This window comes from Anaeromyxobacter sp. Red801 (assembly GCF_049201065.2).
GTDB lineage: Bacteria > Myxococcota > Myxococcia > Myxococcales > Anaeromyxobacteraceae > Anaeromyxobacter.
In genome coordinates, this window is sequence record NZ_CM181236.1 from 3,674,552 (window position 1) to 3,701,318 (window position 26,767).

20 protein-coding genes and 3 pseudogenes are annotated in these 26,767 nt (G+C 73.8%); 6 read left to right on the forward strand and 17 right to left on the reverse strand.

Features of this window, described 5'->3' with window-relative positions; translation table 11 throughout:
• Positions 1–3: 3 nt before the first annotated feature.
• The 15 genes and pseudogenes from ACOQFB_RS16920 to ACOQFB_RS16990 all read right to left on the reverse strand — a co-directional run bounded on the left by ACOQFB_RS16920 (position 4) and on the right by ACOQFB_RS16990 (position 15,842).
• Positions 4–1,101 carry an enolase C-terminal domain-like protein gene (locus tag ACOQFB_RS16920; RefSeq protein WP_059436426.1) on the reverse strand — a complete coding sequence of 366 codons (1,098 nt, stop codon included), beginning with the start codon at positions 1,099–1,101 and terminating at the stop codon, positions 4–6.
• Between the two features lies 1 nt (position 1,102).
• Positions 1,103–2,884 (reverse strand): thiamine pyrophosphate-requiring protein, encoded by a 1,782-nt coding sequence (locus ACOQFB_RS16925; protein ID WP_421609803.1) that lies wholly within the window; start codon positions 2,882–2,884, stop codon positions 1,103–1,105.
• Positions 2,881–3,267, reverse strand: a complete 387-nt coding sequence (locus ACOQFB_RS16930; protein WP_059436428.1) for a sensory rhodopsin transducer — start codon at positions 3,265–3,267, stop codon at positions 2,881–2,883. Before ACOQFB_RS16930 ends, ACOQFB_RS16925 begins: the two co-directional genes overlap by 4 nt.
• Positions 3,268–3,514: 247 nt before the next feature.
• On the reverse strand, positions 3,515–3,907 hold the full coding sequence (locus ACOQFB_RS16935; protein WP_059436429.1) for a cytochrome C oxidase subunit IV family protein: 393 nt from the start codon (positions 3,905–3,907) through the stop codon (positions 3,515–3,517).
• A 14-nt stretch (positions 3,908–3,921) separates the two neighbouring features.
• On the reverse strand, positions 3,922–4,551 hold the full coding sequence (locus ACOQFB_RS16940) for a cytochrome c oxidase subunit 3 family protein (protein ID WP_059436430.1): 630 nt from the start codon (positions 4,549–4,551) through the stop codon (positions 3,922–3,924).
• Positions 4,541–6,204 (reverse strand): annotated as a pseudogene (locus ACOQFB_RS16945) (cbb3-type cytochrome c oxidase subunit I). The gene ACOQFB_RS16940 and the pseudogene ACOQFB_RS16945 overlap by 11 nt, the downstream one beginning before the upstream one ends.
• Positions 6,182–7,234 (reverse strand): cytochrome c oxidase subunit II, encoded by a 1,053-nt coding sequence (gene coxB / locus ACOQFB_RS16950; RefSeq protein WP_059436432.1) that lies wholly within the window; start codon positions 7,232–7,234, stop codon positions 6,182–6,184. Before coxB ends, ACOQFB_RS16945 begins: the two are co-directional and overlap by 23 nt.
• A complete protein-coding gene (locus ACOQFB_RS16955; RefSeq protein ID WP_059436433.1) occupies positions 7,231–8,106 on the reverse strand; it encodes an SCO family protein in 876 nt (291 codons plus the stop codon). The genes coxB and ACOQFB_RS16955 overlap by 4 nt, the downstream gene beginning before the upstream one ends.
• The gene (locus ACOQFB_RS16960) at positions 8,103–8,540 is read right to left on the reverse strand and encodes a hypothetical protein (protein ID WP_059436434.1); all 438 of its coding nucleotides are present in this window, start codon (positions 8,538–8,540) and stop codon (positions 8,103–8,105) included. The genes ACOQFB_RS16955 and ACOQFB_RS16960 overlap by 4 nt, the downstream gene beginning before the upstream one ends.
• Positions 8,537–9,719: pseudogene (locus tag ACOQFB_RS16965) on the reverse strand (hypothetical protein). The gene ACOQFB_RS16960 and the pseudogene ACOQFB_RS16965 overlap by 4 nt, the downstream one beginning before the upstream one ends.
• A complete protein-coding gene (locus ACOQFB_RS16970) occupies positions 9,716–10,288 on the reverse strand; it encodes a c-type cytochrome (protein ID WP_059436436.1) in 573 nt (190 codons plus the stop codon). Before ACOQFB_RS16970 ends, ACOQFB_RS16965 begins: the two are co-directional and overlap by 4 nt.
• Position 10,289: 1 nt before the next feature.
• Positions 10,290–10,817 carry a DUF3341 domain-containing protein gene (locus ACOQFB_RS16975; RefSeq protein WP_011419856.1) on the reverse strand — a complete coding sequence of 176 codons (528 nt, stop codon included), beginning with the start codon at positions 10,815–10,817 and terminating at the stop codon, positions 10,290–10,292.
• A complete protein-coding gene (nrfD, locus tag ACOQFB_RS16980) occupies positions 10,814–12,250 on the reverse strand; it encodes an NrfD/PsrC family molybdoenzyme membrane anchor subunit (RefSeq protein WP_059436437.1) in 1,437 nt (478 codons plus the stop codon). Before nrfD ends, ACOQFB_RS16975 begins: the two co-directional genes overlap by 4 nt.
• A complete protein-coding gene (locus tag ACOQFB_RS16985) occupies positions 12,247–15,204 on the reverse strand; it encodes a Fe-S-cluster-containing hydrogenase (protein WP_421609800.1) in 2,958 nt (985 codons plus the stop codon). The genes nrfD and ACOQFB_RS16985 overlap by 4 nt, the downstream gene beginning before the upstream one ends.
• Positions 15,192–15,842, reverse strand: a complete 651-nt coding sequence (locus ACOQFB_RS16990) for a cytochrome c3 family protein (RefSeq protein ID WP_011419853.1) — start codon at positions 15,840–15,842, stop codon at positions 15,192–15,194. Before ACOQFB_RS16990 ends, ACOQFB_RS16985 begins: the two co-directional genes overlap by 13 nt.
• A 283-nt stretch (positions 15,843–16,125) precedes the next feature.
• Here ACOQFB_RS16990 and ACOQFB_RS16995 point away from each other — a divergent pair, with 283 nt between their 5' ends.
• The 3 genes and pseudogenes from ACOQFB_RS16995 to aat all read left to right on the forward strand — a co-directional run bounded on the left by ACOQFB_RS16995 (position 16,126) and on the right by aat (position 18,593).
• Positions 16,126–16,986 (forward strand): sigma-70 family RNA polymerase sigma factor, encoded by an 861-nt coding sequence (locus ACOQFB_RS16995; protein ID WP_421609799.1) that lies wholly within the window; start codon positions 16,126–16,128, stop codon positions 16,984–16,986.
• A 104-nt stretch (positions 16,987–17,090) separates the two neighbouring features.
• On the forward strand, positions 17,091–17,801 hold the full coding sequence (locus ACOQFB_RS17000) for a hypothetical protein (RefSeq protein WP_421609798.1): 711 nt from the start codon (positions 17,091–17,093) through the stop codon (positions 17,799–17,801).
• A gap of 92 nt (positions 17,802–17,893) precedes the next feature.
• Positions 17,894–18,593 (forward strand): annotated as a pseudogene (gene aat / locus ACOQFB_RS17005) (leucyl/phenylalanyl-tRNA--protein transferase).
• Positions 18,594–18,615: 22 nt separating this feature from the next.
• On the opposite strand, the gene ACOQFB_RS17010 reads toward aat, so the two are convergent.
• Positions 18,616–20,577: a S9 family peptidase gene (locus ACOQFB_RS17010; protein ID WP_059436442.1), complete on the reverse strand. Its 1,962-nt coding sequence runs from the start codon at positions 20,575–20,577 to the stop codon at positions 18,616–18,618.
• 130 nt (positions 20,578–20,707) lie between these two features.
• Between ACOQFB_RS17010 and ACOQFB_RS17015 the strand changes: the two genes are divergently transcribed.
• Positions 20,708–21,034 carry an ATP-dependent Clp protease adaptor ClpS gene (locus ACOQFB_RS17015; protein WP_059436443.1) on the forward strand — a complete coding sequence of 109 codons (327 nt, stop codon included), beginning with the start codon at positions 20,708–20,710 and terminating at the stop codon, positions 21,032–21,034.
• A gap of 2 nt (positions 21,035–21,036) precedes the next feature.
• Complete coding sequence (gene clpA / locus ACOQFB_RS17020) at positions 21,037–23,319, forward strand: ATP-dependent Clp protease ATP-binding subunit ClpA (protein ID WP_059436444.1); 2,283 nt, start codon at positions 21,037–21,039, stop codon at positions 23,317–23,319.
• Positions 23,320–23,494: 175 nt separating this feature from the next.
• Here the strand turns inward: clpA and ACOQFB_RS17025 are convergent, their stop codons facing one another.
• Positions 23,495–23,926, reverse strand: a complete 432-nt coding sequence (locus ACOQFB_RS17025; protein WP_059436448.1) for an Hsp20/alpha crystallin family protein — start codon at positions 23,924–23,926, stop codon at positions 23,495–23,497.
• 210 nt (positions 23,927–24,136) lie between these two features.
• On the opposite strand from ACOQFB_RS17025, the gene hrpB reads away from it, so the two are divergent.
• A complete protein-coding gene (hrpB, locus tag ACOQFB_RS17030; RefSeq protein ID WP_421609797.1) occupies positions 24,137–26,719 on the forward strand; it encodes an ATP-dependent helicase HrpB in 2,583 nt (860 codons plus the stop codon).
• Positions 26,720–26,767 lie beyond the last annotated feature (48 nt).

Genomic DNA, 26,767 nt, shown 5'->3' on the forward strand with positions numbered 1-26,767 from the left:
GCGTCAGGCCACCGCGAACCGCTCGGCGTCGCGCGCGCGGAGCTCGAGCCCCAGCCCCGGCCGCGAGAGGTCGGGCGCGAGCGCGCCGCCGGACGGGCGCGGCGCGCCCTCGAGCAGCATCCCCTCGATGCGCACGTGATCGTGGAACCACTCCAGGTGCGCGGCCCGCTCCACCGCGCACATGAGCGTCGCGTGGAGCGACGGCGCGCAGTGCGACGAGAGCGGCACGCCGAACGCCGCCGCGACCGCCGCGGCGGCCAGGAAGCCGGTCACCCCGCCGCAGCGGGTCGCGTCCGCCTGCAGCACGTCCACCGCGCCGGCCTCGAGCATGCGGCGGAAGTAGGCCGGGTCGTGCCCGTACTCGCCCGCCGCCACGTCCATCCCGGCGGGCGCGCGCTCCCGGACCAGGCGCAGGCCGGCCAGGTCGTCGGAGGGCACCGGCTCCTCCAGCCAGGTGACGCCCTCGTCCGCGAACGCGCCGGCGAGCGCGAGGGCCTGCTTGCGCCCGTAGGCGCCGTTCGCGTCCACGAACAGCCCCGCCGCGCCGACCGCCTCCCGCGCCGCGCGCACCCGCTCCGGATCCGCGCGCGGGTCGCGGCCCACCTTCATCTTCACGGCGGGGAACCCCGCCGCCGCCCAGCCGCCGAGCTGCTCGCGCAGCCGCTCCGGCGCGTAGGAGCAGAAGCCGCCGCTCCCGTACGCCGGCACCGCCGGCCGCGCCCGGCCCAGCAGCGCGAGGAGCGGCACCCCGAGCAGCCTCGCGTGCAGGTCCCACAGCGCCGCGTCCACCGCCGACAGCGCCATGCCGCCGACGCCGGCGGGCCCGGCGTTGCGCAGCGCGCGGCGCATGGCCCGGCTCGCGGCCGGCGCGTCGAGCGCGTCCGCGCCGCGCACCGCCTCCGAGAGCAGCCCGTTCACCACCGCGGCGGCGGCCGCGTCCGCGTACGTGTAGCCGAGCCCGCGCGCGCCGCCGCCCTCCGCCTCCGCGACCACCAGCGTGGTCGCGTCCCAGGCCAGCGTGCCGTCCGACTCCGGCGCGTCGGTGGGCACGCGGTACGCGGCCGCGTGCACCCGCTCCACGGTGGCCTGGCCGAGCGCCACGTCAGCCCTTCCGGTGGGGCAGCACGCCCTCCAGCGCGTCGCGCCACGAGCGCACGATCATCGCGCCGCGATCCGGGTCGCCCTTCAGGATCGCCTCGAGGTAGCCCTTCGCCTGCTCCAGCGTGACGTGCGGCGGCAGCGGCGGGACGTTCGGATCGGTGCGGGCCTGCACCAGGCACGGCCGGTCCGCCGCGAACGCGCGGTCCCAGGCCGGCCCGATCTCCTCCGGCCGCTCGATCCTCACCGCCGCGAGGCCCAGCGACGCCGCGAAGCCCGCGTAGTCCACCGGCGGCAGGTCCTGGGACGCCTCGAGCTTCGGGTCCCCCTCCATCACCCGCTGCTCCCAGGTCACCTGGTTGAGGTCGCGGTTGTCGAGCACCAGCACCACCAGGCGCGGGTCGGACCACTCGCGCCAGTAGCGCGAGATGGTGGCGAGCTCGGCGAGCCCGTTCATCTGCATGGCGCCGTCGCCCGCCAGCGCCACCACCACGCGGTCCGGGTAGGCGAACTTGGCGGCGATGGCGTACGGCACCGCCGGTCCCATTGTCGCGAGGTTGCCGGAGAGCGACGCGAGCATCCCCTCGCGCAGGCGCACGTCGCGCGCGTACCAGTTCGCGGACGACCCGGAGTCGGCCGAGAGGATGGCGCGGTCGGGCAGGCGCGGCGACAGCTCCCAGAAGACGCGCTGCGGGTTCACCGGCGTGGCCGGGTTCATGGCGCGCGCCTCCAGCACCTTCCACCAGCGGCGCACGTCGGACTCGACCTTCTCGCGCCAGGAGGTGTCCTCCTTGCGCCGCAGCAGCGGGCGGAGCGCCTGCAGCGTCTCGGCCGCGTCGCCCACCAGGTTCACCTCCATCAGGTAGCGGATGGAGAGCATGCGGCCGTCGAGGTCCACCTGGACGCCGCGCGCCTGGCCCTCCTTCGGCAGGAACTCCGGGTACGGGAACGAGGAGCCGACCATGAGCAGCGTGTCGCAGCCGCTCATCAGGTTCCAGGAGGGCTTGGTGCCGAGCAGGCCGATGGAGCCGGTCACCCAGGGCAGGTCGTCGGGCAGCACCGCCTTGCCGAGCAGCGCCTTCGCGACCCCGGCGCCGAGCACGTCGGCCACCTCGGCGACCTCGCGCGCGGCGCCGAGCGCGCCGGCGCCCACCAGCATGGCCACCCGGCGCCCCGCGTTCAGCACCTCCGCCGCGCGGCGCAGGTCGCGGTCGGCGGGCACCACCCGCGGCGCCTCCCAGCCCACCCCGCTGTGGACGGTGGCGTGCGCGTGCGGGGGCGGCGCGTAGTCCAGGCCCTGCACGTCGCTCGGCACCACGATGGCCGTGACGGTCCGCTCGGCCCGCGCGATGCGCACCGCGCGGTCCACCAGGTGACGGGCCTGCGAGGGCACCATCAGCGTCTGCACGTACTCGCGCGCCACGTCCTTGAACAGCGCGGGCAGGTCCACCTCCTGCTGGTACGCGCCGCCCATGGCCGCGCGCGCGGTCTGGCCCACGATGGCGACGACCGGCTGGTGGTCCATGCGCGCGTCGTAGAGGCCGTTCAGGAGGTGGATGGCGCCCGGACCGGAGGTGGCCAGGCACACGCCCACCTCGCCCGTGAACTTCGCGTGCGCGCAGGCCATGAACGCCGCCATCTCCTCGTGGCGGACCTGCGTGAACCGCAGCGCGTCCACCGTCCGGAACGCGCCGAGGATCCCGTTGATCCCGTCGCCCGGGTAGCCGAACACGCGGCGGACGCCCCACTCCACCAGCCGCCGCAGCAGGAACTCGCCGACCGTCATGCGCCCTCCTCGTCCGCCGCCCACGCGAGCGTGGTCATGAGCGCGCTCTCGGCGCGGCGCGCGTCGAGGCGGGTGTGCTGCACCACCACCGGCACGTCGGACCGGATCACCGTGGCGTAGTCGGTGCCGCGCGGGATGGGCTCCGGGTCGCGCAGGTCGTCGAGCCGCAGGTGCAGCGTGCGCCGGGCGCCGACCGTCAGCCGGTACGGCCCGGCCGGCTCGCGGTCGGCGAAGAACACGCGGAGCTCGAGGTGCGCGTCCTCGTCGCCGGCGTTCAGCACGCAGGCGGCCTCGTGGCTCTCCAGCGCGCGGGGCTCCGGCCGCTCCCGGGGCGGCAGGTAGCCCTCCGGGATGGCCCAGGTGCGGTGACCGATGGCTCGCAAGGTGCGGCTCCCGCGTCCCGCCGCGCCGCCGCTGCCGGCGCGCCGCGGGGCGCCGCATCAGAGATGCGAACGCGCCCGCCGGATCGCGAGCGGCGCGGGGCGGAGCGCCCGGGGCGCGGCCGGGGAGCTTGGCGAGCGCCGGGCGCGGGCCGGGCGCGCCGGCGGCCGGGCGGGCCCGGAGACGGACGCTCCCCGGCGGCGCGGGGCCACCGGGGAGCGGGACGGGCGGAGGCGCCGGGCGCGGGCGCTACGGGAGCTTCGGCGGATCGCGGTCCGCGCCGCCCCACGGCAGCGCGCCGGCGCTGCCGGGCGGGTTCGCGAGCGGGAACCGGGTGGCGTTGTCGAGGATGGTGAGCCCGATGAGCAGCGCCACGAACGCGAGCGAGGTGACGAAGATCAGGCGGTTCGCACCCCGCTGATCCCACAGGTGCATGAAGAACAGCGCCACCAGCGCGCCCTTGGCGATGGCGATGAGCAGCGCCACCGCCACGTGCCAGCCGCCGGGCAGGTGGACGCGCGAGGCGGCGTAGGTGACGACGGTGAGCACGAGCAGGACGATCCACACCACCACGTAGCGCATGCCGTGCGCGTGGTGCGTGGCCTGGTGCTCCTCGTGCGCGATCGATCGGGGGTCGGCCATGGAGGTGTCGCTCCCTACACGAGGTAGATGAGGGGGAAGACGAAGATCCAGATGAGGTCGACGAGGTGCCAGTAGAGGCCGGCCAGCTCGACCGGCGTGTGGTACGTCGCCGTGTACTTGCCGCGCGCCGCCTTCACCCCCACCACCGCCAGGATCGTCATGCCGACGATCACGTGGACGCCGTGCAGGCCGGTGATGAGGAAGTAGAGCGAGAAGAACAGCGACGCGCCCGGCGCCTGCAGCTCGTGGAAGGAGTAGTAGCGGCCCGGGAGCTGCCCCTCCTGGAAGTGGTGGCTGTACTCCACCGCCTTCAGCGCGAGGAAGGCGAGCGCGAAGGCGACCGACACGGCGAACCAGAGCCCGGTCTTCCTGCCGTTCCCCTTCACCGCCTCGTTCAGGCCGAGCGCGACCGTGAACGAGCTGGTCACCAGGATGACGGTGTTGACCAGGCCGAACCAGGTCTCGATGGCGCGGCTCGCCTCGGCGAACGCGTCCGAGTAGAGGTACCGGTACACCGCGTACGCCGCGAACAGCGCGGTGAACAGCAGCACCTCGGAGGCGAGGAACAGCCACATGCCGAGCCGCTCGGCGTGCGACTGCTTCTCGATGTTCTCGAAATGGTGTGCCAGCGGGCTAGCTTGCATGCTTCGGCTCGGGGGCGACCGGTGGAGGGTTGGCGTACGACTCCTCGTCGTACTCGTGCGGTCCGCGCGTGTAGACGGGGGTCTCCTCGAAGTTCTCGGGGAGCGGCGGCGAGGCGGTGTCCCACTCGTAGCCGCGCGAGTGCCACGGGTTCGGGCCGGCGATCGGGCCCCACTTCAGCGCGACCAGCAGGTAGACGAGCACGATGACGAGCCCCATCGCCAGCACCGACGCGCCGGCGGTGGAGGCGACGTTCAGCGCCCAGAACCGCTCCGGGTAGGAGAAGTACCGGCGCGGCATGCCCTCGTTCCCGAGCAGGAACTGCGGGATGAAGGTGAAGTTGAAGCCCAGGATCACCATCACCGCGCCCACCAGCCCCCAGCCCTCCGGGTACATGCGGCCGGTGATCTTCGGGAACCAGTAGTGGAGCGCGGCGAGGAACGCCATCACCGTCGCGCCCACCATGATGAAGTGGAAGTGCGCCACCACGAAGTAGGTGTCGTGCCAGTGGACGTCGAGCGACACGGTCGCGACCGCCACGCCGGTCATCCCGCCGAACACCAGGAAGAACAGGAAGCCGACGAAGTAGGCGAACGGCGTCTTGAACGCGATCGACCCCTGGTACAGCGTGGCGGTCCAGTTGAAGACCTTGATGGCCGTGAAGATGCCCACGAACATCGAGAGGATGCCGAACACGCCCGCGTCGAACGCCGACTGGCCGGAGACGAAGAGGTGGTGGCCCCAGGTGAAGAAGCCGACGAAGGCGATGCCCAGCGACGAGTACGCGACCGCCTTGTAGCCGAAGATGTTCTTGCGCGAGAACGCGCAGACCACCTCGGAGATCACCGCCATGGCCGGGAGCACCATGATGTAGACGGCGGGGTGCGAGTAGAACCAGAAGAAGTGCTGGAACAGCACCGGGTCGCCGCCGCGGGCCGGATCGAAGATGCCCCAGCCGAACGCGTTCTCCACCGCCACCAGCAGCAGCGTCATGCCCAGCACCGGCGTGGCGAGGATCTGGATGATGCTGGTCGCGTAGATCGACCACACGAACAGCGGCACCCGGTTCCAGCCGATCCCCGGCGCCCGCATGGTGTGCGTGGTGACGATGAAGTTCAGGCCGGTGAGGATCGACGAGAACCCGAGGATGAACGCGCCGAGCAGGATCGGCACGACCTTGGTGACGGTGGTGGTCGAGTACGGCGTGTAGAACGTCCAGCCGGTGTCGGCGCCGCCGTGGATCATGCCGTAGAGCGCGACCACCGCGCCGAGCATGTAGAGGTAGAAGCTGAGGAGGTTCAGCTTGGGAACGCGACGTCCTTCGCGCCGAGCATGAGCGGCACGAGGAAGTTGCCGAAGCCGCTCGGGATGGCCGGGATCATGAACAGGAAGATCATGACCACGCCGTGGAGCGTGAACAGGCGGTTGTACGTCATCGCGTCCATGATCGTCGGACCGGGCGTGAGCAGCTCGATCCGGATGAGCATGGCGAACAGGCCGCCGACGGCGAAGAACACCGACGCCGCCACCAGGAACATCACCCCGATCCGCTTGTGGTCCTGGGTCAGCAGCCAGGACTTCAGGCCGGTCGCGGGCGAGTTGAGGTAGTTCCGCGGGTTGTACACGGGAACGTCACTTGCGTGGGATGGACTCATAGACCGGGCCCTCCGACGGACCGCTCTGGACCGCCGGGGTCTTCAAGGACTTGATGTATTCGACGATGGCGGCCGCCTCGGGCGGCGCGAGCTTGCCCTGGTAGGTCGGCATCACGTTCTGGTAGCCCGCCACGAGGTCCGCGGCGGGATCCATCATCGACTTGGTGAGATACCCCTCGTCGGCCTGCACGCTCTTCCCGCTCTGGAGCTTCTCGTTCCGCTGGTAGAGGTCCACCCAGGTCGGCCCGATGTGGCGCGTGCCGTCCACCGAGTGGCACTTCAGGCAGCCCTGCTCGCCCGCCAGCCGCCGGCCCTCCTCGATGACGTTGGACGCCCGGCGCACCGGCTCGCCGGCGATGGGCGCGCCGTCCTGCGACCCGGCCACGCCGCGGCCCTGCGTGGCGAGCCACTGGTCGAACTCCTCCGGCGGCATCACCACCAGCTCGCCGATCATCCCGGAGTGCGCCAGGCCGCAGTACTCGGCGCAGAAGATCTCGTAGCGGCCGGGCCGATCGGCGTTGAACCAGGTCTGCGTGTAGCGGCCCGGGAGCGCGTCCTGCTTCACCCGGAGCGCCGGCACGTAGAACGAATGGATCACGTCGCGCGAGGTGATGAGCAGCCGCACCGGGCGGCCGGCGGGGACGCGCAGCACGTCCACCGAGTTCGGGCCGCTCGGGTACGCGAACTTCCACATCCACTTCTTGCCCTGGACGTAGACGTCCATGGCGTCCTTGGGCGGCGACTGCAGCTTCGCGAACTGCGGGAAGCCGATGGCGAACCACACCAGGAAGAACGCCAGCGGCAGCCCCACGAAGATCACCTCGTGGATGGCCTTCGGCTCGACGCGGGGGGTGACGTCGGTGTCGGACCGGCGGCGGTACCGCACGAAGAAGTAGATCGCGGTGGCGAACACGCCCGCCGCCGCCACCATGGTGGTGATGATGACGAAGTAGTGGAGCCCGTCGACCTGGCGCGCGTAGTCGCTCGCCTGGTCGGGGAGGAACAGCATTCTTCGCAGGAGGTCGTTCATGCGGTCTGCCTCGCCTTGGCCCGCCGCTCGCGCCAGACCAGCGTGGCGATCAGGCCGGTGAGGGCCACCAGCGCCACGCCCGCGCCGGCGCGCACGATGCCGAACGCGTACGGCTCGTACTTCCGCGAGGCGGGGTCGTACCGGTAGCAGGTGAGGAGGAAGCGATCGAAGCTGGTGCCGACCTTGCCGCTGGCGGCCTCGACGACCGCCAGCCGGAAGTCCTTGGGCGGGTAGTCGATGCCGTACAGGTAGCGGGAGACCTTCCCCTCCGGCGTGAGGACGAAGATCGCCGCCTGGTGGGCCCACTCGCCGGAGGCGGGGTCCTTCTTGTAGTAGAAGCCGAGCGCGTCGGAGACCTTCCGCGACGCCTCCGCCGTCCCGACCAGGAACGGCCAGTCCGTCCCCGCGTCCGGGCGGCCCATCGACTGCAGGTAGCCGCGCCGCCGCTCGGCGGCGAGCGCCGGCCCCTCCTCCGGATCGAAGGAGATGGTGACGGCCTGGTAGTCCCGGCCCAGCTCGAGCCCGTTCTCGCGCATGGCCTTGCCCATGCCGGAGAGGATCAGGCCGCAGAGCATGGGGCAGTCGTAGTAGACCAGCGCGACCACCACGGGCTTCTTGCCGTCGAAGGCCTGGCGCAGCGCGAAGGGCTGGCCCTTCCAGTCGGTGAAGGGCACGTCGAGCGGGATCGCCGCGCCGAGCCGCTCCTCGACGCGGACGTCCTCGAGGGCGACCGGCGGCACGTCGGGCGAGGGCCCCGCGCCGCCCTCGCGCTGGCGCCAGAACTGGGCGCCCGCCGGGGCGGGGGCGAGCAGCGCCGCGGCGGCCGCGAGCGCCAGGCCGGCCCCGGCGCGCCGGAGCGTCGCGCGGGTCACGGCTGGCCTCCCGGGCCCGGCCCGAGGTCGGGCGCCTGCGACGGCACCGGCTCGACCGGCGGCGCGGGCATGGGGCGGATCCCCTGCGCCACCAGGTCCATGGCGCGGTCGATGGGCAGGTGCACCACGCCGGCGCCGCGGTCCACCCAGCCGTACGAGGCGAGCCGCTGGCGGCGGGCGGTGCGATCGCGCTCGCCGCGCACCGAGAGCTCGAACAGCTGCTGCTCCACCATGCCGATCTTGTTCTGGCCGATCTCGGGCGGGATGGGCGGCCCCTCGCGCGAGGCGCGGAGGTCCTGCAGGTAGGCGATGGCGGCGTAGGAGCCGATGAAGAAGACCACCAGCGCGGCCACGCCGACCGCGATGATCTTGCCGGTGTCGATCCGGTCCTCCTCGGACCGGACCCCGTGGGCGTGTTCGACGTGGTCGCTCATTGCGGCAGGTACCTCAGCGAGTCCTCGAGGTAGGGATCGCGGACCGGGACCGCCACCGTGCCGCGCATGCGGACGAGCGCGAACGCCACGGTGACGCCGCCCACGCCCACGAAGGCGGAGAGGTCCCACAGCGACGGGCGCGGGCCGCCCGGGTCGAGGTGGGGCATCACGAGCCAGTAGAGGTCGATCCAGTGGACGAACAGGATCCAGGCCGCGACCTTGGCCAGCCGGCCCGGGACGCGGGTGATGGCGCGGTTCATGAGCAGGAAGAACGGCACCAGGAAGTGGAACAGCGCGAGGAAGACGCCGACCGCCTTCCACCCGCCCTCGATGCGGAGGATGTACCAGGGCACCTCCTCGGGCACGTTCGCGATCCAGATGAGCATGAACTGCGAGAACGCGACGTAGGCCCAGAAGGCGGTGAAGGCGAGCAGGAACTTGCCGAGCGCGTGGAAGTGCTCGGTGTTCATGTGCGCGCCGAACTGGTTCGGATCGACCCGCGTGGCGTTGGCCGCGATGATGACCACCGCGAACGCGCCCACGAAGCTGCCGGCGAACCAGTACACGCCGAAGATGGTCGAGAAGAAGCGCGGGTCGAGCGACATCATCCAGTCGAACGCCGCGAACGTGAGCGTGAGCGCCACGAACGGGAGCGAGCCCGCCCCGAGCGCCCGCTGGCGGCGGGTCAGGTCGTGCCCGCCGACCGCGTCCTGGCGCAGGGACCAGGCGCGCAGCAGGTGCGCGACGAGGATCCAGCAGGCGAAGTAGATCGCCGCCCGCACCACGAAGAACGGCACGTTGAGCCAGGGCTTCTTGCTCGACGGCGTGGAGGACCTCGCCCTCCAGGCCGTGCGGGTCCACCCACGGGAACAGGTGGCCGCGGCCGAGCAGGATGGGGACGAACAGCACCACGAACAGCGGGATCACCGCCGGGAGGTGCTCGAGGAAGCGGCGCAGCACCACCGGCCAGCGCGCGTTGGACGCGTGCAGCGCGCCGAGCAGGAGGAGCGCGCCGAGCGCCAGGCCCAGCCAGTACACGAACGCGACGAGGTAGGCGTAGAGCACGCGCCGCGGGTCGCCGACCACCGCGCCGAGCGCGGTGACGACGAGGCCCGCCGCGCCGGCGGCGGCGGCCATCGTCATGAGGCGCCGGCCGCCCAGGTACGGGGTGAGGGTCATCGCCCCTCCTTCTGGAGCTGCTCGCGGGCGTCGGGCGGCACCTGGTCGAGCGATGCGTTCTGGCTGAGCTGGAGGGCGCGCACGTACGCCACGATGGCCCAGCGGTCCTGCACCGGGAGCTCGGCGGCGTACGAGGGCATGAGCCCGAAGCCCTCGGTGATCACCTGGTAGATGTAGCCGTCCGGGCGATCGCGGTAGAGGTGGAGCGAGGGCGGCCGGCGCAGCGACATGTTCATGGCGACCTGGCTCTCGCCGTCGCCGAGCACGCCGTGGCACACCGCGCAGCTCACGTCGAAGCGCTGGCGCCCGCGCGCGAGCAGCTTCGCGTCCACCGCCACCGGCAGGAGCTGCACCGGGCGGCCGTCGGGGCCGCGGCCGGTGGCGACGGCCGGGTCGAGCCGTGGGCCGTACGGGACGGTGCCGGCCGGCGGGTGCCGCATGGCGAGGCCGTTCGCGTAGTACTCGCTGGACTGGTAGGCCTTGTACTTCTGCTGGCGCTGCATCGGGTCGAGCCGCGGGCAGGCGGTCAGCGCGAGGAGCGGCAGGAAGAGGGCGAGGCGGCGGGTCATCTCACTTCCCCTCCGGGACGACCGAGACCAGGCGCGCGCCGAGCCGGCGCAGCTCCGCCGCGACCGCGTCGGCGTCGCCGGCCTCCACCTCGGCCGAGAGCCACAGGCCGTCGATGCTGGCGGAGCGGAACGCCTCCACCTCGAACACCGGGTGGTGGACGCGCGGGAAGCCGAAGTAGACGGCGAGCAGGCCCACGAAGATGGCGAGCGCGGAGAACAGCACGCCGAGCTCGAAGGTGACCGGGATGAACGCGGGCGCGCTGTGCGGGGGCCGGTTGCCGACGTTGAGCGGCCAGGCGTAGCCGACCGTGTACCACTGCAGCAGGTACCCGGAGACCGCGCCGGTGATCCCGGCCACCAGCGCCACCAGCGGCACGGTGGACTTGCGCAGCCCCAGCGCCTCCTCGGCGCCGTGCAGCGGGTACGGCGAGTGGAGGTCGAGGGTGGCCCCGCCGCGCGCGCGCAGCGTGCGCGCCGCGTCGAGGAGCGCGGCCTCGGCGCCGAACTCTCCCAGGACGTAGCTCTTCATGCCCGCTCCGCGTGCGCGCCCCGCGCCACCGCCTGCCCGCCCCCGGCCGCGTGGTGATCCTGGTGCTCCAGCTCGCGGCGGAGCTCCTTCACCTCGGAGATGGGGATGGCCGGCAGGAAGCGCAGGAACAGGAGGAACAGGACGGCGAAGGTGGACATCGACCCGAACAGCAGGCCCCAGTCGACCCAGGTCGGCGTGTAGTTCGCCCAGGAGCCGGGGATGAAGTCGCGGGTGAGCGTCACCGCGATGATGACGAAGCGCTCCGCCCACATGCCGAAGTTCACCAGCACGGAGACGAGGAACAGCACCATCACGTTCCGCCGCAGCGCGGGCACCCAGAACACCTGCGGCGCCACCACGTTGCAGAAGATCTGCATCGCGTAGACGAGCTTGTAGTCGCCGACCACGCGGTTGTAGAAGGCGAACCACTCGGCCTCGCTGCCCGAGTACCACGCGATGAACCACTCCATCACGTAGCCGTAGGTGACCATCAGGCCGGTCGCGAGGATCACCTTCGCCATGTTGTCGAGGTGGCGCGCGGTGACGACGTGCTCGAACTTGAACACCTTCCGCGCCGGGATCATCAGCGTCATCACCATCGCGAAGCCGCTGAAGATGGCGCCGGCCACGAAGTAGGGCGGGAAGATGGTGGTGTGCCAGCCCGGCAGCTGCGAGATGGCGAAGTCGAACGACACGATGGTGTGCACCGACACCACCAGCGGCGTGGACAGGCCGGCCATGAGCAGGTAGCCGATGCGCCAGTGCTGCCAGTGGCGCGCCGAGCCGCGCCAGCCGAAGGACATGATCCCGTAGACGACGCGCTGGGCGCGGGTCCTGGCCGCGTCGCGCAGCGTGGCGAGGTCGGGGATGAGCCCGAGGTACCAGAACAGGAAGGAGACCGTGGCGTAGGTCGAGATCGCGAACACGTCCCAGGGGAGCGCGCTCTTGAAGTTCGGCCAGATCTGCGTGGTGGCGGGGTACGGGATGAGCCACCAGAACAGCCAGGGGCGGCCGAGGTGGATGACCGGGTACGCGCCGGCCATGGCCACCGCGAACAGCGTCATCGCCTCCGCGAACCGGTTGATGGAGGTGCGCCACTTCTGCTGGAACAGGAGCAGGATGGCGCTGATGAGCGTGCCGGCGTGGCCGATGCCGATCCACCAGACGAAGTTGGTGATGTCGTAGGCCCAGGCGACCGGGATGTTGTTGCCCCACACCCCGATGCCCACGAACAGGGTCATGTAGAGCGACAGGAGCCAGAAGGCCATCCCGCCGCCGAACAGGACCAGCATCACCAGCCAGCCCTTCTTCGTCGGCCCCAGCACCGGCTCGAGCAGGCTGTCGGTCAGCGCCCGGTCGTCGGGGCGGCCGACCAGCACGGGCGAGGTCTCGAGCGGATCGACGCGCTCGATCGTCTTGGTCGCGGTGGTCATGCGAGGTCGGGGTTCGGGTTGCGGAGCTTGACGAGGTAGGCGGTGCGCGGCCGGGTCCCGAGCTCGTGCAGCAGGTCGTAGCGCCGCGCGTCCGCGTGCCGCCTCGACACCGCCGAGCCGGGGTCGTTCAGGTTGCCGAAGACGATCGCCTCGGTGGGGCAGGCCTGCTGGCAGGCCGAGACCACCTCGTCGCCGCCGATCTTCCGGCCGTTCGAGCGCGCGTCGATGCGCGCGTGCTCGATGCGCTGCGTGCAGTAGGTGCACTTCTCCATCACGCCGCGCGCGCGGACGGTGACGTCGGGGTTGTGCACCATCTTCTCGGTCGGCTCGAGCGTCCCGTGCCAGTCGAGCCAGTTGAAGCGGCGCACCTTGTACGGGCAGTTGTTCGAGCAGTACCGGGTCCCGACGCACCGGTTGTAGACCATCTCGTTCAGCCCCTCCTCCGAGTGCACGGTGGCGTTCACCGGGCACACGTACTCGCAGGGCGCCGCCTCGCAGTGCACGCACGCGAGCGGCTGGGAGACGGAGGCGGGGTCCTCGACCGGGCCCTCGAAGTAGCGGTCCACCCGCAGCCAGTGCATCTCGCGGCTGCGGAGCACCTGCTCCTTGCCGACCACCGGGATGTTGTTCTCGGCCTGGCAGGCGACCGTGCACGCGCCGCAGCCGATGCAGCGCGACAGGTCGATGGCCATGCCCCAGCGGTACTCGTTCTTCGAGTAGTCCACCGGCTCGTGGATGGTGGGCTGCGGGCCGCGGTGCTCGTCCAGCTCGTGCTTCGCGTGGGCGAGCTCCGGCGCGTCGAGCGCGAGCGCGATGGCCCGGCCCTCCATCGAGAAGTGCTCCTGCGTGGTGGCGAGCGCGTGCCGCTTGCCGGTCTTGCGGATCTCCACGCCGGCGCCGAACCAGGGCGCGTCGGAGGTGCGGAGCGCGTAGGCGTCGTGGCCCACGCCCTTCCCCACCGGCCCGGCCACCGCCTGCCCGTAGCCGAGCGTGAGCAGCACCGACCCGTCGGCGTGGCCCGGGACCACCAGCGCCGGCGCGGTGAGCGTGCGGCCCTTCCACGACAGCTCGACGAGGTCGCCCGACGCGACGCCGAGCTGCTTCGCGGTGGCGGCCGAGAGCTGCGCGGCGTTGTCCCAGGTCAGCTTGGTGACCGGGTGCGGGTACTCCTGCAGCCAGGCGTTCTCGAGGAAGCGCCCGTCGAGCACCTTGTAGTCGGCGGCGAAGCCGAGCTCGAGCCCGGCGCCCGGCGCGGGCACCGCGCGCACCGCCTCGGCGACGCGGCCCAGGTCCGCCTGCACGGCCTCGGGCGGCACGGCGCTGCCCGCGACCACGCCCGCGGCGAGCCAGCCGTCCCAGCGGCCGTCGAACCCGGCCGCGCCGGCCCGGCGGCGCCAGCCCTCGCGGACGATCCGCCAGCTGCCGTGGTCGCCCTCGTCGAGGAACGCGGCGAGCAGCTCGAGCTCGCTCATCGACTCGTGCAGCGGCGCGATGAGCGGCTGCTGGATGGAGGCGGTGCCGTCGGCGGCGCGCAGGTCGCCCCAGGCCTCCAGCGGGTGGGTGGCCGCGATCTTCCAGGTGGCGGCCCGGACCGTGTCGTCCTCGCGGAGCGCGAGCGCGATCGTGTCCTTCGCCTTCGGGAGCAGCTTGCGGAGCGGGACGTCGGCGGGCGCGGTGTGCGCCGGGTTCCAGGCGGTCACCACCAGCGCGTCCACCTTGCCGGCCTCGAGCTCGCTCGCGAGCGCGCGCAGCCGGTCCGGCCCGGCGGCCGGGTCGAGCAGCGCGGTGGGGCGGTAGGCGACCGTCTTGCCGGCGTTCCCGAGCGCGTCGTTCAGCGCCGCCGCGAGCGCGTGCACCGCGGCGGGCTGCCGGTCGCCGGCGAGCACCACCGAGCGGCCGCGCGCCTTCGCCAGGTCGGCCGCGACCGCCGCCGCCGCCTTCGCGCGCTCGCCCCCGGCCGGCGCGCCGAGCGGCGCGAGCTGCGAGAGGCCGTGCTTCGCGGCGAGCTCCGCGGCGACGGCGCGCCCGAACCCGAGCACGTCGGCGGAGCGCATGCGGAAGCGGTGGTCGGCGGCGCCGCCGGTGACGGTGTACGCCGACTCGGCCACGTAGAGCCGGTTCATGCGCTCGGCGGTCCGCCGCGCGCCGAACTCGCGCGCCAGCCGCAGGCTGTCGCCCTCGAGCGCCAGGAAGTCCGACTCGAGCGAGAGGATCACGTCCGCGTCGGTCAGCGACGCGGAGGCGTCGAGCGGCTTGCCGAACGCGAGCGCCGCGCCGGCGCGCCCGGCGTCGGCGCCCACCGGGGCCCACGCGTCGAAGCGGGCCTTCGGGAAGCGCTCCAGGATCCGCCGGCGCAGGTCGGCCACCGCGGGCGAGCTGGTCGGCTCGACCAGGAAGCGGAGCCGCGCCCCGCCGTCCTGCGCGTGCGACCGGGCCAGCGCGGAGACCTCCCGCAGCACCGTGGCGAGCCCGAGCGGGCGCCCGGCGCGGGTGAAGCCCTTCAGCCGGCGCGGGTCGTAGAGGTCGAGGATCGACGCCTGCAGCATGGCGTCGCTGCCGCCGCGGCTCGACGGGTGCTCGCGGTTGCCCTCGATCTTGGTGGGCCGGCCCTCGTGGCTGGTGACCACCAGGCCCACCGCGTAGCCGCCGCGCGACGCGACGGTGGCGTAGGCGCTCGGCACGCTCGGGGTCACGCCGGCCGGCGGCCGGACGTAGGAGACCACGTTCTCGCGCGGCGGCTTGCAGGCCTCGAGGCCCGCCAGCGCCACCGAGGCGCCGAGCACCTGGAGGAACCCGCGGCGCGTGAAGCCCTCCGGGACCGCGGCGGCGTCGTCCGGGAACTCACCCGGCGGCACCTCCCTGGCCTCGGCGGCCTCCTCGACGCTGCGCCAGCGGCGCGCGTCGAGACCCGCACCCTGCTTCTGTCCGTAGATGGGAAGCCCTAGCGATGGCATGTGTAGCAGCTCGTGCGGGGTTTGACGTCGTACTTCTTCGCGATCTCCCTCCCGATCGCAGCGGGGTCACCGTCCGGCTTCCAGGCCATGTTGGTGACCTCCTCCGGCGGGCGGAGGCGGGGATACGGGTCGCGGTGGCAGTCGAGGCACCAGCCCATCGTCAGCGGCTGCACCTGCTCGATGGCGGCCATCTGGTCCACGCGGCCGTGGCACTCGACGCAGCCGACGCCCTTGTTCACGTGGATGGAGTGGTTGAAGTAGACGAAGTCCGGGAGCTTGTGGACGCGCATCCAGCGGATGGGCTCGTTCGCGAACCAGCTCGCGCGCACCACGTCGAGCAGCGGGCTCTTGTTCCAGACCTGCGCGTGGCAGTTCAGGCAGAGCTCCGTGGACGGGATGCCCGCGCTCGCCGCCCGGTCCACCGTGCTGTGGCAGTACCGGCAGTCGATGAGGTCGTCCTGGACGTGGTGCCGGTGGTCGAACTGGACCGGCTGCGCCACCTGCTCCTGCTGGCCGGTGCCGTACGGCACGCGCCAGTACACCATGAACGCGGCGACCGTCCCGCCGGCGCCGGCGATCAGGAGGACGAGGATCAGGCGGAAGAGAGCGTTGGATCTCGGTGTGAACAGTGCGCTCATCGAGTGGGTCGCGCACCCCGAGGCAGACGTGTCCTGCTGCACCACGTTCCGGGGCCCGCGCCGGGGCGTAAACTGTTCGGCGCCTCCGACCGACGGAAGGTCTCTAAAGGGGCGAGGCCCTTGCCCGCCCCCTAAACCTCTTCCGCCATCGGTGCACGGCGCCCCCGCCGGCCGGCCACGCCCCGGCGTGCGTCACCCTGGGTGAACGGCGGCGCCGGTCGGGCCCGCGACGACCGCGCGCTTGTGAGGGGATCGCGGGTGGACTAGGAAGGACGGCGACACCATGGAAACCAGCGACGCCACCCTCATCGACCGCGCCCGGACCGGCGACCGTCGAGCGCTCGACGAGCTGCTCACGCGGCACCAGCGGCGCGTCTACCGCTTTGGCCTCAAGATGTGCCGGGATCCGGAGGACGCGAAGGACATTCTCCAGGAGACGCTGCTCGCGGCTGCACGGACCGTGAAGGACTTCCGCGGCGCGTCGTCGGTCTCGACCTGGATGTACACGATCGCCCGGAGCTTCTGCATCAAGAAGCGGCGCCGCTCCAAGTTCGCGCCCGCCGAGGAGACCTCGCTCGACCAGCGCGAGCCGGGGGCCGAGGCCCGCCAGGTGGCCGACCCGGGGCGCACGCCGGACGAGTCGCTCGCCGGGCGCCAGATCGAGCAGGCCCTCGAGACCGCCATCGGCCGCCTGGACCCCATGTACCGCGAGGTGCTGGTGCTCCGGGACGTGGAGGGGCTCTCCGCCCCGGAGGTCGCCGAGGTCATGGGGCTGAGCGTGGAGGCGGTGAAGAGCCGCCTCCACCGGGCCCGGGTGGCGGTGCGCGAGGCGCTGGTGCCGCTCCTCGGGATCCCGGAGGCGCCCGCGGCCGCGGCGCCGGCGGCCCAGGCGCCGGCCGGCCCCGGCGTCGCCTGCCCGGACATCGTCCAGCTCTTCTCCCGCCACCTCGAGGGCGAGATCAGCGCGAACGTGTGCGCGGACATGGAGAAGCACCTGGCCGGCTGCCCGGCCTGCCAGTCGCGCTGCGACTCGCTCCAGCGCACGCTGGCGCTCTGCAAGGCGGCGCCGATGCCCGAGGTGCCGGCGAAGGTGCAGGCGTCCGTTCGCCAGGCGATCAAGAAGTTCGTCGAGCTTCATTCCTGAGCGGCGAGCCCTCCCCCACCCGCCCCCGCCCCGGTTTGCGCCTCGGCGGGGGCAGGCCCCAGCTTTGGGCACGCGGCGCCCCAGGGCGCCCGAGGGGGGATGGCATGAGGCTCGACAGGGGATCGGCAATCGTCGCGGCGATGCTGGCGTCCGGCGCCGCCGGCGCGCAGGCGCCCGCGCAGCAGCCACCGCCGTACTACCCGCCGCCGCAGCAGGCGACCCCGCCGCCGGCCCAGGCGCCGGCGCAGCCGCCGCCTCCCGCGGCGAGCGGGACCGGGGTGGCGCCGTCGTCATCGGCGCCCTCGTCCGCGCCGTCCTCGGCGAGCTCGGGCGCGGCGCCGTCCTCGTCCTCGTCCGCGACGTCGGGCAACAACACGCCCGGCGGGGCGGCGTCGCAGCAGGTGGTGGTGAACCCGCCGCAGGGGACCGGCTCCGGCGAGCAGCCGCCCAGCACCACGGTGGTGAACCCGCCGCCCGCGTACGGCAGCCCGGTCGTGGTGGACCGGTACGCGCGCGAGCGCCGGAACCCGCTCGGCACGATCGTCACCGACGCGGCCTACGGCGGCGTGGGCGGCCTGCTGGTCGGCACCGGCGTCGCGCTCGTGAACGACTGGGACCACTGGGAGCGGGACCTGTCGATGGGCGCCGGCATCGGCATCATCGTGGGCGCCGCGTTCGGCGCGGTGCACGCGACCCTGGATGCGCGCGAGGACGCCGCGGTGCGCCGCCCGGTGGCGTTCGACGGGCTGGGGAGCCCGGCGCGCGACCCGGTGATCAAGACGCCGCCCACCGTGGCGTTCTCCGGCCGGTTCTGACGGCGCGGGGCCTCCGAGGCGGCGCGGCGGCGCCGGCGAGCGCGGTCCGGCGCGGCGCGCCGTGCGGGCCGCGGCTCGCTTACAATCCCGGCGTGCCCATCTTCCGCCTGTCCCGCGAGCCCGCGTTCCCGGACCCCGCGCTCGCGGAGCCCGACGGGCTGCTGGCGGTCGGCGGCGACCTCGAGCCGGAGCGGCTCCTCACCGCCTACGCCGAGGGGATCTTCCCCTGGTTCGACGCGGAGAGCCCCATCCTCTGGTGGTCGCCGGACCCGCGGCTGGTGCTCGATCCCGCGGCGCTGCACGTGCCCCGCTCGCTGCAGCGGACGCTCCGGCGCGGCACCTACCGCGTGAGCGCCGACGAGGCGTTCGAGCGGGTGATCCGGCGCTGCGCCGAGCGGGACCGCCCGGGCCAGCAGGGCACCTGGATCACCGCCGAGATGGTGGACGCCTACGTGCGCCTGCACCGCCTCGGCCTCGCCCACTCCTTCGAGGCGTGGGAGGGGGACGCGCTCGCCGGCGGGCTGTACGGCGTCTCGCTGGGCGCCGCGTTTCGGCGAGTCGATGTTCGCGGACGCGCCGGACGCGTCCAAGGTCGCGTTCGTGCGCTCCGTCGAGTGGCTCCGGTCGGCGGGCGTCGAGCTGGTGGACTGCCAGGTCCGGACCGAGCACCTGGTCCGCTTCGGCGCGCGCGAGGTCCCGCGCGCCGAGTTCCTGGCGCGGCTCGCCCGCGCGCTGGAGCAGCCGACGCTGCGCGGGCGCTGGCAGCTCGAGCCGGCGGGCCCGCCGTCCTAGGCCGGCCCGCCGGACGCGGCGCTCAGCGCGCCGGGGCGCCGCCCGGCTGCGCGCTCGCCGGCGGGGCGCCGCCCAGCATCCGCTGCAGGAACGCGACGGTGACCGCGTCGGCGTGGTCGCGGTTCTCCTTCCTCTTGAAGCCGTGCCCCTCGTCGAGCGCGAGGACGTACCAGACCTCCTGCCCGTTCGCGCGCACCGCCCGGACGATCTGCTCCGCCTCGGAGCGCGGGACGCGCGGGTCGTTCGCGCCCTGGACGACGAGCAGCGGCACGCGGATGGCGCCGGCCCGGCCGAGCGGCGAGATCCGCTCCTGCACCGCGCGCACCTCCGGCACGCGCTCGTCGCCGTACTCCGCGCGGCGCAGGTCGCGCCGGTACGCCTGCGTGCTCTCGAGGAAGCTCGGCAGCGAGGAGATGCCCACCACGTCCACGCCGGCCCGCGCCAGGCCCGGGAACAGCGTGAGCGTCGCGAGCACCATGTAGCCGCCGTAGGAGCCGCCCCACACCACGGCGCGGGCCGCGTCGAGGTCGGGCCGCGACGCGATGAACTGGAACGTGGCCGGGATGTCCTTCAGCGCCTCCTCGCGGCGCACGCCGTCGTCGAGCGCGAGCCAGTCCTTCCCGTAGCCGGCGGAGCCGCGCACGTTCGGCTGGAGCACCGCCACGCCCAGCTCCGCCACCAGGAACTGCACCAGCGGGCTGAAGGCGGGCCGGTGCTGGCCCTCGGGGCCGCCGTGCCAGTTCACCACCACCGGCGCCCGCCCGCCGCCGCGCGGCCGGTACAGGAAGGCCGGCACCTCGGCGCCGCCGGCGGTGGGGTAGCGGACCAGCTCCGGCTCCACGAACCCGGCCGGATCGAGCCCGCCCACCTCCGAGCGCGTCCAGCGCACCGCCTTGCCGCCGCGGAGCTCGACGGTCCAGGCGTCCCAGGGCGAGGTGGCGCTCACCAGCCCGACCGCGAGCACGTCGCCGCGGCCCGGCGGGAAGCGGATCGTCGCGACGCCGCGGCCGGGCAGCGGCACGCCGCGCAGCCGCCCGGTGCGCGGGTCCATGGCGTGGAGCAGCGAGACGCCGTCCGCGTTGGCGGTGAAGGCGACGGTGCCGTCGCGCGCCACCGCCACCTGCTCCACGTCCCACGCCACCCCCGGCGCCACCGGGCGCGGCGGCGCGGCCGGGCGCGCCAGGTCCACCCGGACCAGCGCGGCGTGATCGGCGCCGCGATCGGTGATGGCGTACACGGCCCTGCCGTCGGCGGAGAAGGCGGCCCCGCCGACCGAGCCCTTGCCGGCGAGCAGCGGCGTCCGCGCGCCGGTCGCGAGGTCCACCAGCTCGAGATCGGCGTCGGAGGCGGCGCGGTAGCGGCGCACCAGCAGCCGGCGCCCGTCGCGCGAGAAGTCGAGCGGCGACCAGCTCCCCTCGGCCTCCACCACGCGCCGCGCGGCGGCGGGCCGCTCCGCCTCGGCCACGTACACGTCGGCGTCCTTGCCGTTCCGGCCGGTGCCCGAGTACGCGAAGCGCCGCCCGTCGGGCGACACCACCAGGTCCTGGTGGCGGCTCCTGCCGTCGGTGAGCAGCTCGGAGCGGCCGGTGCGCCGGTCCAGGCGGTAGAGCTGGAAGAACTCCCCGCCGCCCTTGTCCTGGAGGTAGAGCAGGCTCTCCGGCCGGCCGGGCAGGAACGCGGCGTCGGACACCGGCTCGTCGCCGAAGGTGAGCTGCTCGCGCATGCCCAGCGGCGCCGCCACGAGGTGGAGCTGGGCGGTGCTGCCGAACCGCGTCGTCACCAGCATGGCCCGGCCGTCCGCCGACACGTCGCGGAGCACCGCGGCCCGCGCGTTCTCGTACTGCTCGAGCCGGGCGGACACCTCCGGGGGAACCTCGGGGACGCCGAGCTGGAGCAGGTTGGGGAGGCCCGGGACCGGGGCGAGGTCGAGCGGGGCGGCCGCGGCGCCGGCCGCGGCGACGAGTGCGAGGAGAAGGGCGTGCATTCCCCACCTCTAGGCGAGGTCTGCGCAGAAGGCGAGCAGCCGGCTCGGTCCTGCGGGGGAGCCCTCGGACCGCGCGCGGGGGGCCTCCGGGTGCGCGCCGGGTCCGCCGGACGCATTAGAATGGACGGCCATGGCTGAGCGAACCCGTCCCGGGGGCGATACGGAGGTCGTCGTCCCCAAGACGCGAGCGGAGCGGGAGACGAAGCGCCCGCCGCTGTACAAGGTACTGCTGCACAACGACCATTACACGACGCAGGAGTTCGTGGATTACGTCCTGATGACGGTCTTCAACCACGACCCGGAGTCCGCCCACCGGATCATGCTCCACGTTCACATGCACGGGGTGGGGGTCGCCGGTATCTATCCCTACGAGATCGCCGAGACCAAGGCGCGGAAGACGATGGACCTGGCGCGCGAGGCGGAATACCCGCTGCTCGTGACGATCGAGCCGGAGTAGCGATGGTGACGGTGTCCAAGGAGCTGCAGCAGACCCTCCAGGCCGCGGTGGGCGAGGCCCGCCGGAGGCGCCACGAGTACGTGACGCTGGAGCACCTGCTCCACGCCATGACCAAGGACAAGGTCGCGTCCGAGGTGCTGCTCGCCTGCGGCGCCGACCTGAAGCTGCTCGAGCGCGAGCTGGAGGAGTACCTCGACCGGACGCTCGAGTCGGTGGCCGCCGGCCAGGATCCCGAGCAGACCGCCGCCTTCCAGCGCGTGCTGCAGCGCGCCGCCTGGCACGTCCAGGGGTCGGGCCGCACCGAGCTGAACGCCGGCGACGTGCTCGTCGCCATCACCCGCGAGCGCGGCTCGCACGCGGTCTACCTGCTCGAGAAGCAGGGCGTCCGCCGGCTCGACATCCTCCAGTACATCTCGCACGGCGTGTCCAAGGACGGCGAGGAGTCGCCGGGCGGCGCCGAGGGCGAGGGCGAGGGCGAGGAGGGCGCGCCGCGCCCGGTGAAGGACCCGTTCCGCACGTTCACGGTGAACCTGGTCGAGCGCGCCGCGCAGGGCCAGATCGACCCGCTCATCGGCCGCGACGCCGAGATCGAGCGGACCATCCAGGTGCTCTGCCGCCGGCGCAAGAACAACCCGGTGTTCGTGGGCGAGCCGGGCGTGGGCAAGACCGCCATCGTGGAGGGGCTGGCGCTCCGCATCCACGAGAAGAAGGTCCCGGCGGTGCTGGAGAAGGCGGCGATCTACTCGCTCGACATGGGCGCGCTGCTCGCCGGCACCAAGTTCCGCGGCGAGTTCGAGCAGCGGCTGAAGGGCGTCATCGCCGGCGTGAAGAAGACCCCGCACGCCATCCTGTTCATCGACGAGATCCACACCATCGTCGGCGCCGGCGCCACCACCGGCTCCTCGATGGACGCGTCGAACCTGCTCAAGCCGGCGCTCGCGTCGGGCGAGCTGCGCTGCATCGGCTCGACCACGTTCCACGACTACAAGCAGACGTTCGAGCGCGACCACGCGCTCGCCCGCCGCTTCCAGAAGATCGAGGTCCACGAGCCGTCGGTCGAGGACACGGTCAAGATCCTCCGCGGCCTGAAGAAGGTCTACGAGGAGCACCACGGCGTCGAGTACACGCCGCGCGCGCTCCGGGCCGCCGCCGAGCTGTCGGCGAAGCACATCAACGACCGGCAGCTGCCGGACAAGGCCATCGACGTGCTCGACGAGGCCGGCGCGCGGGACCGGATGCGCCCGGAGGCGCGGCGGCACCGCCGCATCACCGGCCGCGACGTGGAGCGGGTCGTGGCGAAGATCGCCAAGATCCCCGAGCGCACGGTCTCGGCCGACGACCAGGCGCAGCTCCGGAGCCTCGTGCCCGAGCTGAGGAAGGTCATCTACGGCCAGGACCAGGCCATCGAGGCCATCGCCAGCGCCATCAAGCTCTCGCGCTCCGGCCTCGCCTCGCCCGAGAAGCCCATCGGCAGCTTCCTGTTCTCCGGGCCCACCGGCGTCGGCAAGACCGAGCTGGCGAAGCAGCTCGCCCGCATCCTCGGGGTCGAGTTCCTGCGCTTCGACATGACCGAGTACCAGGAGAAGCACACCGTCTCCCGGCTCATCGGCGCGCCCCCCGGCTACGTCGGCTTCGACCAGGGCGGCCTGCTCACCGACGCGATCCGCAAGACGCCCTACGCGGTGCTGCTGCTCGACGAGATCGAGAAGGCCCACCCGGACATCTACAACCTGCTGCTCCAGGTGATGGACCACGCCACGCTCACCGACAACAACGGGCGCAAGGCCGACTTCCGCCACGTGGTGCTGGTGATGACCACCAACGCCGGCGCGCACGAGCTGGCCGCCCGCCGCGTCGGCTTCGGGACCGACCAGTCCGACCCGGGCAACGCGCGCAACGCCATCGAGCGCACCTTCACGCCCGAGTTCCGCAACCGGCTCGACGCCTGGGTGGCGTTCGACTCGCTCGCCCCCGAGGTGATCCTGCGGGTGGTGGACAAGATGGTGAAGGAGCTGGAGGGGCAGCTCGCGGAGAAGAAGGTCCGCATCGAGCTGACCGCCGAGGGCCGCGCCTGGCTCGCCGAGCACGGCTTCGACCGCAAGATGGGCGCCCGCCCCATGGCGCGGCTCATCCAGAACGAGCTGAAGAAGCCGCTCGCCGAGCGCATCCTGTTCGGCGACCTCGCCGCCGGCGGCACGGTCCGCGTGGACGTGGACGCCGAGGGCGCGAAGCTCGTGCTGACGGTGCTGGCGCCGGCGCCGAAGCCGGTGCCGGAGCCGGCGTAGAGGCGCCCTTCGACTCCGTCCGCTCATCCCGAGCGTAGCGCGGGCCACCGGGCCCGCGCGGAGTCGAGGGACCCTCAGGTGAGCGGGCCACCCGCTCGCAGCGGAGCCACAAGACGAAGAAGCCCCTGCCCTCCTCGCGACGGCAGGGGCTTCGCGCTTCAGGGAGCGGAGGGCGCTACTTCACCTGGACCGCGATGGTCCGCGGCTTCGCCTCCTCGCGCTTCGGCAGCGTGACGGTCAGGACGCCGGCGTCGTAGCGCGCCTCGACCTTCGCGCCGTCCACCGTCTTCGGGAGCGTGAACGCCCGGAAGAAGGTGCCGAAGCGGCGCTCGCCCCGGTGCAGGGTCGCGCCGTCGGCGAGCGCGGGCTGCTTGCGGTCGGCCTGCACGGTGAGCGTGTCGTTCTCGATGTCCAGCTTGATGGCCGCCGGGTCGAGCCCGGGCACGTCGAGCACCACCTGGAAGCCGGCCTCGGTCTCGAGGATGTCGGCGGCGGGCGCGAGGCCGTAGCCCCGGGCGCCGGGCTGGGCGAGGTCGTTCATGAGCCGGTTCACCTCGGCGGAGAGCGTGGCGAAGCCGGGATCGGGGTTCCTCAGCAGGGTCAGCATGGTCGTGTCCTCCTCGCGCGGACGGATCGCGCCCGCGCGCTGCACTTCGTGGTCGGGATGGCCCGGGCGTGCGGCGGCGGGGCTCGGAACTCGGTGCGCCGCCTCGCGCCCTCGCCCATCCACGTAAGTCCGCCCCGGGGGCTGTCAAGCGCGGCCCCCGCCGCCCCCGGAACGGTTCTCCTCCTCCCCGCGGCGGGTTAGAAGGGGCCGGTGCAGCCGCTCCCCATCGACCCGCTCCTCCCCGAGGTCGTCGCCGCGCTCCGCGCCGGCCCCTCGCTCGTGATCGAGGCGCCCCCCGGCGCGGGGAAGACCACCCGCGTGCCGCGCGCGCTGCACGAGGCCGGGCTGGCCGGCGCGGGCGAGGTGGTGGTGCTCGAGCCGCGGCGGCTCGCCGCCCGCATGGCCGCCCGGCGGGTGGCCGAGGAGCTGGGCGAGCGGCCCGGCGAGACGGTCGGCTACCAGGTGCGGTTCGACGAGGTGGCGGGCCCGCGCACCCGCATCCGCTACGTGACCGAGGGGCTCCTGACCCGGCGCCTGCTCTCCGAGCCCGCGCTCCCCGGCGTCGGCGCGGTGGTGCTCGACGAGCTCCACGAGCGCCACCTGCAGGGCGACCTCGCGCTCGCGTTCCTCCGGCGGCTCCAGCGCACGGCCCGCCCGGATCTGAAGCTCGTCGCGATGTCGGCCACGCTCGACGCCGGCCCGGTGGCGGCGTTCCTGGGCGCGCCGGCGCTCCGCTCGGAGGGGCGGCGCTTCGAGGTCGCGGTGGAGCACCTCTCGCCGGAGGAGGCGGCGGCGCCGGACCTGCGGCTGGAGGAGCGCGTGGCGCGGGCGGTGCGGCGCCTGCACCGCGAGGGCCTGGACGGCGACGTGCTCGTGTTCCTGCCCGGCGCGGCCGAGATCCGCCGCGCCCGCGAGGCGCTCGCCGTCTGGGCCGCCGGCGCCGGCGTGGACGTGCTGCCGCTGCACGGCGACCTGCCGCCGGAGGAGCAGGATCGCGCGGTGCGGCCGGGACCGCGCCGCAAGGTGATCCTCTCCACCAACGTGGCCGAGACCTCGATCACCATCGACGGCGTGGTGGCGGTGGTGGACTCCGGCCTCGCCCGGATCGCCTCGCACTCGCCCTGGTCCGGCCTGCCCACGCTCGAGGTGAAGAAGATCAGCCGCGCCTCGGCGGCGCAGCGGGCCGGGCGCGCCGGCCGCACGCGGCCCGGGCGCGCGGTGCGGCTCTACACGCGCCACGACCACGACGCGCGGCCCGAGTTCGAGGTCCCGGAGATCCTGCGCGAGGACCTCTCGGAGACGCTGCTGGCGCTGGCCGGCCTCGGGGCGGCCGCGGACCTCGAGTGGCTGGAGCCGCCGCCCGCGCCCGCGCTCGAGGCGGCGCGCGCGCTGCTCGCGGACCTCGGCGCGGTGGACGCCGCCGGCGCGCCCACCGCCGCCGGGCGCGCCATGCTCCGCTTCCCGCTCCACCCGCGCCTCGGGCGGCTGCTGGTGGAGGCGGCCGCGCGCGGCGTGCCGGACGACGGCGCGCTGCTCGCGGCGCTGCTCGGCGAGCGCGACCTGCGCGAGCGGCGCGCGCTGGAGGGGGCGGCGCTCCCGCCCACCGGCCCGTCCGACCTGCTCGAGCTGGCGCAGGCGTTCGAGGAGGCGGCCCGGGCGCGCTTCGACCCCGACCGGCTGCGGCGCATGGGCGTGAGCCCGGGCGCGGCGCAGGCGGTGGAGCGGAGCCGCCGCCAGCTCCAGCGCCTGGCCCGGTCGCTCCCGCGGGCCGTCCCCCCGCCCGCCGCCGGCGACGTGGCCGCGCGCGAGGCGGCGCTGCTGCGCGCCACGCTGGCCGCCTACCCGGATCGCGTGGCGCGGCGGCGCGCGCCGGGCTCGGACGAGGTGGTGCTGGTCGGCGGCGGCAGCGCCCGGCTCGACCCCGCCAGCGTGGTGCGCGAGGCGCCGCTGCTGGTGGCGGTGGACGCGGAGGCGCGGCGGGGCGACCGGCGCGCGCCCGGCGCCCGGGCCGCCGAGGCGCGGGTGCGGCTCGCGAGCGCGGTGACCCAGGAGCTGCTGCTCGACCTGTTCCCGGAGGCGCTGCGCTACGACGAGGCGGTCCAGTGGAACGCCCAGGCCGAGCGGGTCGAGGTGGCCGAGCGGCTGCTCTACCGCGACCTCGTGCTGGAGGAGGCGCGCGCGGCGCGGCCGGACCCGGAGGCCGTGGCGGACGCGCTCGCCGCGCAGGCGCTGGCGCGCGGCGCGCGGGCCTTCGCGCCGGAGGGCGCGCTCGACGCCGTCGTGGCGCGCATGGCGTTCGCGGCGGAGCACGCGCCGGAGGCGGGGCTCGCCGCGCCGGGCGAGGCGGAGCTGGCCGCGGCGCTGCGCGAGGCCGCCCGCGGCCGGCGGAGCTTCGCGGAGCTGCGCGAGGCGGACCTGCCGGGCGCGCTGCTCGGCCGGCTCGAGCCGCGGGCGCGCGCGGCGCTGGAGCGGCTCGCGCCGGAGCGGGTCACGCTGCCCGGCGGCCGCACCGTCCGGATCCACTACGAGGCCGGCAAGCCGCCGTGGATCGAGAGCCGGCTGCAGGACTTCTTCGGCCTCGCGCAGGGCCCGGCCGCGGCGGGCGGACGCGTCCCGCTGGTCCTGCACCTGCTCGCGCCGAACCAGCGGGCCGTGCAGGTCACCACCGATCTGGCCGGCTTCTGGGACCGCCACTACCCGGCCCTCCGGCGCGAACTCTCGCGGCGCTACCCGCGCCACGCCTGGCCCGAGGACCCGCGGACGGCCGCGCCGCCGGCCCCGCGGCGGCGCTGATCGCGTGGACAGGCCCCCCGGTCTGCCGGGCCGGGCTCCTTCCCCTCG